A 911-nucleotide genomic window follows, 5' to 3' on the forward strand; every position below is an offset into this window, starting at 1 on the left:
TGCTGCGCCGGCCGCAGCGCCGCGCCGCCATGCAGATCCTGCTGGCGCTGATGGCGGCACCCGCCGCCTGGCTGCTGGTGCGCCATGAACTGCTGGCCGATTACCGCAGCGGCGTGGGCCAGCGGCGCGACATTTCCCTGCCCGATGGCGGCGCATTGGTCCTCAATACCGATAGCGCCGTCGACCTGGCGTATGGCGCCGCAGAACGCCTGCTGACCCTGCGCCGCGGCGAAGTGCTGGTGCAGACCCGCCCCGACCATGCGGGCAGCCGACCCTTCATCGTCGCCACCTGCCATGGCCGCATCCGCGCGCTGGGCACGCGTTTCACCGTGCGTGTCGACGACGATGGCTGCCGCGTGACGGTACTGGAACACGCGGTGGAAATCACGCCGCGCGCGCCCTCGGCCACCGTGCGCACGGTGGCGGCAGGCCAGCAAAGCCGCTTCGATGCCAATCACGCCAGCCTGCCTGCGCCAGCACCACTGCAAGCCGACGCCTGGGCGCGCGGCATGCTGGCGGCGCAGGACATGCGCCTTGACGCTTTCGCCGACGAACTGTCGCGCTACCGCCCCGGCCTGCTGCGCGTCGAGCCGCAAGTGGTGGGCTTGCGCCTGTCCGGCGCCTTCCAGCTGGACGACACGGAGGCGGTGCTGGACAGCCTCACGCGCATCCTGCCCGTCGACGTGCTGTACCGCACGCCGTACTGGGTCACCATCGCGCCCCGCAAAAAATAATTCTTAAAAGTTGGCCCTTTTTCCCGGCATGGCCTGTCCTGTGGGTATTACAACGACGTCTTGCAAGGAGATCTTGCAACGACACTCCACCGGAAAGGCAAGACCATGCATACCCCCCGTTTGACTCCCCTCGCGCGCGCCGTCGGCAGCGCCGTGTTCCTGCTGTCGCTGGCGCAG

The 911-nt window shown here is 68.4% G+C and carries 1 protein-coding gene; it reads left to right on the forward strand.

Going from position 1 to position 911, the window contains the following annotated elements:
- Positions 1–734 (forward strand): FecR domain-containing protein (locus JaAD80_RS29035; protein WP_102299648.1); only part of this gene is annotated, 734 nt, incomplete at its 5' end.
- Positions 735–911 lie beyond the last annotated feature (177 nt).

It is taken from the genome of Janthinobacterium sp. AD80, from assembly GCF_002878455.1.
Lineage (GTDB): Bacteria > Pseudomonadota > Gammaproteobacteria > Burkholderiales > Burkholderiaceae_D > Janthinobacterium.